Source organism: Nocardia farcinica, assembly GCF_029867845.1.
GTDB lineage: Bacteria > Actinomycetota > Actinomycetes > Mycobacteriales > Mycobacteriaceae > Nocardia > Nocardia farcinica_A.
On the sequence record NZ_JARWRU010001177.1, the window covers coordinates 1 to 5,469 of the forward strand.

The 5,469-nt window shown below is 75.1% G+C and carries 5 protein-coding genes; 4 read left to right on the forward strand and 1 reads right to left on the reverse strand.

From position 1 onward, the window contains the following. Positions 1–228 precede the first annotated feature (228 nt). Entirely contained in the window at positions 229–495 is a 267-nt protein-coding gene (locus QH283_RS26225) for a response regulator transcription factor (RefSeq protein WP_280505608.1), read from the forward strand. 13 nt (positions 496–508) lie between these two features. Here QH283_RS26225 and QH283_RS26230 read toward each other — a convergent pair whose 3' ends face one another. Then, a complete protein-coding gene (locus QH283_RS26230; RefSeq protein ID WP_280505609.1) occupies positions 509–937 on the reverse strand; it encodes a hypothetical protein in 429 nt (142 codons plus the stop codon). Positions 938–1,155: 218 nt separating this feature from the next. Here QH283_RS26230 and QH283_RS26235 point away from each other — a divergent pair, with 218 nt between their 5' ends. The 3 genes from QH283_RS26235 to QH283_RS26245 form a co-directional block, all read left to right on the forward strand. Then, positions 1,156–2,538 (forward strand): hypothetical protein, encoded by a 1,383-nt coding sequence (locus QH283_RS26235; RefSeq protein ID WP_280505610.1) that lies wholly within the window; start codon positions 1,156–1,158, stop codon positions 2,536–2,538. After that, a complete protein-coding gene (locus QH283_RS26240) occupies positions 2,535–4,043 on the forward strand; it encodes a hypothetical protein (RefSeq protein ID WP_280505611.1) in 1,509 nt (502 codons plus the stop codon). The genes QH283_RS26235 and QH283_RS26240 overlap by 4 nt, the downstream gene beginning before the upstream one ends. Then, the coding region (locus QH283_RS26245; protein WP_280505612.1) for a CHAT domain-containing protein at positions 4,040–5,469 on the forward strand (1,430 nt) is incomplete at its 3' end. The genes QH283_RS26240 and QH283_RS26245, both read left to right, overlap by 4 nt.

The following is a 5,469-nucleotide window of genomic DNA, read 5'->3' on the forward strand; positions in this document are numbered from 1 at the left end:
CGTCCTCCGCGCCCGCCCCCTTTCTCCCCCCCGCCGCGCCCGCCCCCCGCGTCCCCCTCTAAATCCGATGGTGAGAGTACTTCATTACACGACGCGATAGCCGGGTCTCTCAAATGAGAGCGAATGCCCGCTGGAACTGGAGTGACCCACGAGCAATCCCGGACTTGAATAGTGACGGGTGACAAGCCGTCACCCGTGGTTCGGCCGCAAACCGGAGGGTGTCGTTACATGACCTTTCAGCAGTCTTCCCGTTTCGCCGGTGATTACCCCGAGGCGGGCTTGACCAAACGCGAAGTCGAGGTGCTGCTCGCGTGGCTTCGATCCGACACCAAGGCGCAGGTCGCGGCCGAGCTGTTCATCACCCCGGCCACCATCAACACGCATCTGGTGCGCATCCGCGACAAGTACGAGGCGGCGGGGCGTCCCGCGGGTACCAAGGCGGCGCTGGTCGCGCGTGCCCTGCAGGACGGATTGATCGAACTCGACGAGCTGTAGGGGTTCGCGCCGGTCATGCCGTGGCCGTGTGCCGGACCAGTTCCGCCTGCACGCCGCGAGCGGTGAGCACCGCCATCGTCGCGGTCATCAGATAACGGGCGAAGGAGACCGGGCGCACAGCGTCCAGGGTGTCGGTGGCGCCGCCTCCGGTGTCGAAACGGGCGGTCGCCGCGCCACCGGCCAAGACGAACCGCACGTCGACCCGGACGAAGCCGTCGGCTTCGACCACCACCTGCGCGACCGGCCGCTCCCCGCGGCGGCCACGCTCCCCGCGAGTGCCGCACTCCGGTGCGTCGGGGCGGTCGCGGATGGCGACCTCGCGCCCCGCCCATCCCCGCTCGGACGGCCGGGCCGGACGGTCGGCCGCGTCGTGGACCGCGTCGATGAGGTCGCTCAGCGCGCGATCGGCGACGGTGATCTCGTAGACGCCGGTTTCGTTCACACCGACAGTATCGGCCGTGCGGGCGGGGGAAGGTAGTCCTCGATTCCATCGACATGCCGAGCGGATCCATCCCCGTGCCGGGCGGGTCCCCACCCGCTGTCGATCGTTCGGCCGATTACCGCCTCGCCGCCGACGCGGGCACAATGCGCAAGAGCGCGGGCCGTGGCGGACGATCGCGGACGGCCCGGCGCGCCGGGGACGAGGTGAGGAGAGATCGGATGCCGCCGTACCCGAGGGCGGGCTGGGTGAGCGAGTCGTGGTGGGCCACGGACCCCGCCGAGCGGACGACCAGCCGCCGCGCGCTCGCGATCGCGTGGTCGAGGGCCGCCGCCGCGCCCAAACCCCGGCACAAGGAGTTCGTCGACGAGTTGACGGGGTGGGCAGGCCGGCTCGGCGACGGCCGGGACTGGGTGCGCGCCGGTTACGGACTGCTGGCGGCCTTCCTCGCCCGCACCGACAGCGCCGTGGACGAGCCGGAGGGCTGGCTGGCGGTGTCGCGTCTGTTCGCCGACTACGCCGACCCGCTGGCCCGCTTCACCGCCCAGTTCGCCGCGCAGGCACACCGATTCCGTCCGCGCGGCCTGCCGCACGCGCTCGGTGACTTGGTCAAGTGCTACGAGTTGCTGGTCCCGCCCGCGGTGCGGGCGGCGATGGTGCGCGAGCACGACGGCGGCCCGGGTGTGCTCGAATCCCGCTCCAGGGCCGACGAATTCGTGGCCGACCCGGACCGTCACCACGACGACTACCGCGCGCTGGCGATGCGCCGCTATGCCTCGGTGCTGCTGGAGAAGCTGGCCGATTTCGTCGACGACCCGCGCACCCGGGCGGCCTTCACCGAGCAGATCGAGGCGCTGTCGGTCTTCGGCGACCCGGAACAGCCCGCCCGCGCGCCGCTGCCCGAGGAGCGGGCCAGAGTCGAACAGCTGCTCGGCGAACGGATCCGCGCCGACGACACCCTGCGCGAGCACCCCGACCTGCCCGAGGCCTACCGGCGTGCCCGCCAGACGCTGCTGCGCTGGCAGGTGGAGGGGCGCGAGCTGGTCGACGCCAGGATCATCTACCGGAAGCTGACCTCGGCCCGGCTGGACGCGGGCCGCGCCGAACAGCGCCGGGCGGGCGTCGAGATCCCCGTCGACGCCGATGTGCTGCTGGCACACGCCGATCTCGCGGTGGAGGCGCCGGGCTATCGCGCGGTCCGTGACGCCCAGATCCTGTCCCGCGCCCACGCCTGCCTGTCCGGCTATCGCGCGCCGCGCCGGGACGGGACGGGGGACTGTTGGGAGAAACGGATGGCGCTGGCCGTGCTCGCCGGACCAGGACAACTGCCCGACGCGGACCCGGCGCAGGCGGTGCGCATCGCGTGGCGGCAGGGTTGTGCCTCGGCCGGAGCCCGGCGACCCGAGGGCGCGGTGTCGGCCTCGGCCGAGACGGCGGTCCGGCTGGTGGACGCCCTGCTGTTCCTGGCGGTCGGGCAGGTGGTGCAGACCGGCGATCGTCCTCGGCTGTCGCGCGGCACGCAGGCGGCTCGTACCGCCCAGCGGCAGGTCGAGGCCGAAACCCTGGTGGAGCAGCACGGATTCAGCGGTGAGGTGAAGCGGTGAGCGCGGCGGCGGGCACAGCGGTCCTGGTGATCGGTGAGCGCGGGCCGGTGAGCTGGTGGTCCGGGCGGGCGGCCGCGGTGCCCGCCGTCGAACTGCCACTCGGCCCCGGCATCACCGGGCGCGTCGATCCGGCGGTCCCGCATCGGCTGTTGTCCTGGACCGTCGAGGCGCAGGCCGCGCCGGAACCGCTCGGCGCCGCCCTCGACGACCGGGAACTGGCCGATCTGGTCCGTGTGCTGCGGGCACGCGGTTCGGCCGTCTACGCGCTGGAGTGCCCGGAGCTGAGCGAGCCGTGGCGGGCCCGTGCGCTGGTGGTGGCGGTGGACCGGTGGACCATGCGCCCGGTGCACCACGGCGCGCTGCTCGTCGACCGCGCCGTCGCCGCCCACGACACCGGGGAGCCGACGGCGGCGGGCCGGTCGTTCCGGCACGCCGGATACGCCTTCGACCAGTTCGCCGAGCACTGCCTCGACGGCAGGCTGTCCGCCCCGGCCGTCGAACTGCTCCGCCGGGCCGTGCCGCGGGCGGCCGCGCACGGGGTCACCGTGCCCGGCCTGCGGGAGGCGCTCGACGAGGCCGAGGTGATCGACCCGCTCGCCCTGCTCGACGCGGTGCGCCGCTGGTCGCTCGACGTCGACCTGCCCGGCGCGGTCGGGCTCGCGGCGACCCTCGGCGGTGAGTACGGCGCGGACCGCCGCGCATCCGAGGCGGCGGTCACCGAGCTCGAGCCGGTGCCGCTCGATCCGACCGTCCTGCCGCCACGCATCCTCGCCTGGTACGGCGCCCGTACCCCCGAACTGCGCGTCGAACATCATCCGGCGACCGCGCTCGTCCACCTCTCGGCGAGCCTGCTGCCCGGCGTCGATCCGTTCTGCCGCGAGGTCACCGACCTGCTGGCCTACGCCGCCGATCGCGAGACCGGGGCTCTGCTCGCCGTCACCGCCGTCGCCGTCGCGTCCGGCCGCGTCGTCGCCGCACTGCCCTCGGCCGGGCACGACCCGGCCCCCCTGCACGTCGGCTTGTTCGCCGCCGACGTCGCCCCCTCGGCCCTGCGCGCCGACCCGCTCGGCCGCGGTCTGGTCGACATCGACCGCGCCATGATCGACGCCTGGAACCAGCACCGCACCGCCATGGCCACCCTCGCCTCGGTGCGGGCAGGCGCTGGGGAAGCGGAACTGACCGAGGCGGGGCTGCGCTGCGAGGAACACCTGCTGCTGGCCGAATCGGCGACCCTCGACGCGCGGGACTTCGCGACCGGTCTGCTCGACGCGCTCGGGCACCGGGACGCCGAGCACACCGCGGACGGGCGACCCGCGGGACCGGACGGTCCCCGTGGCCTGCTGCGCGCCCGCCTCGCCGCCATCGCCGAGTACCTCGCGCTGTTGCGCCGTCCCGAGGTCGCCGCCGTCCCGCTCACCCTCACCGACCTCGTGCCCCCCGACGAGCAGGAGATCGATCGGGACGACATCGACGGCGACGCCATCGGGGGAGGCGGCACGGCGTGAGCGCCCCCGCGGCCCCGCCCGCCGCGGTGCTCGTGCGGGCCACCGATGCGGGGGACACCTACCTGACCTGGCGGTGGCTCGACGACCCCGCGCATCCCGAGTTCGCCGTCCTCCCGGCGGCCTCGGTCGGCGCGGCGGGGGAACTGCTGGCCGCGGCGCTGCCAACGGCCCTGCCCGGCGAGACCCCGGCCGAGGGGGTGCGCCGGGCTTTGACCCGAGGCCCCTTCGCCACACCGGCGGCGGAGCGGGAGCTGTCGGCCGCGCTCACCGAGACCGTCTTCCCGCCCCGGCTGCGCGAGCAGATCGCGGCGCGGGCGCGTGCCGGTGAGCGCGTGCTGGTGCGGCTCACCCCGAGCCCCCGCCTGGCCCGCATCCCGTGGGAGCTGTTGTTCGTCACGGCCGGGCGGCGACTGCTCGAGGTCGCCGAACTCGTCCACGAGCCGCCCGCCGCCGTGCACGCCGAACGGCCGAGACTGCCCGAGCAGTGGCAGCGGGTGCGCGGGCGGCCCGTCCTGTTGGTGATCGATCCGCCGATGCCGCGCGGGGCAACCGGTCTCGGCCCGGTGCTGGATCGCGCCGATCAGGTGCTGTTCGCGCGCCGGTTGTCCGAGCTCGCCGCCGCGGGCAGACTGCCGAGGGCCGAGCGCGCCGACGCCATCCGATCCACCACCCGGCTCGACCTGCACAAGGCACTCGCGACGCCGCGTTCCCGGCTGTTCTTTCTCGGCCACGTCTCCGCCCGTGCGGACGAGCCCGGCTCGGCGGCACTGCACCTGTCCGACACCGCCCGCATCTGGGGGACGGCCACCCCGCTCGGCAGGCCGGGACCCGATGGCAGGCCGCGCGCCGACCCGGACGCCCATCGCCCGTTCGCGGCCCTCGACCTGTTCCTCGGCACCGTCGACGCCGACGAGCGGGTGTGGCGCCGCTACGGCGACGCCGGACCCCAACGGGGACACGAGCTCTGGCCCATGCCGGCCCGGGTGGCGCTGATCGCCTGCGACGGCCACGCCGACTTCCGCGCCGAGGAGACCTTCGGCCTGGTCGTGGCCATGATCCACGCGGGCGCCGAGCTGGTCACCACCACCCGCTGGACGCTGCCCGCCGACCGCGAGTTCCGGGGGCTCCCCGGCGCGCGGGCCGACACCCGCCCGGTCACCGAGCTGGCCCTGCGCGTCGACGCCGCCCACGAGACCGCCGACCCGGTGGCCGATCTCACCGCCTGGCAGCGTGCGCGGCTGCGGGCCTGGAGCACCGGCGCCGCCGACCCGGCCGACGGCACACCCCTGGTCTGGGCGAGCCCGACCCACACGGTCGCACCCGCCCGCGCCGTCGTGGCCGCGCGCCCCCCGGGGGGGGCGGGGGGGGCCCCCGCCCCCCCCCCCCCGCCCCCCCCCCGCACGAGGGGGGGGGGGCGGGGGGGGGG

Coding starts and splice junctions, on each gene's coding strand:
- QH283_RS26225 (WP_280505608.1), top strand. CDS start 229: ATGACCTTTCAGCAGTCTTCCCGTTTCGCCGGTGATTACCCCGAGGCG.
- QH283_RS26235 (WP_280505610.1), top strand. CDS start 1,156: ATGCCGCCGTACCCGAGGGCGGGCTGGGTGAGCGAGTCGTGGTGGGCC.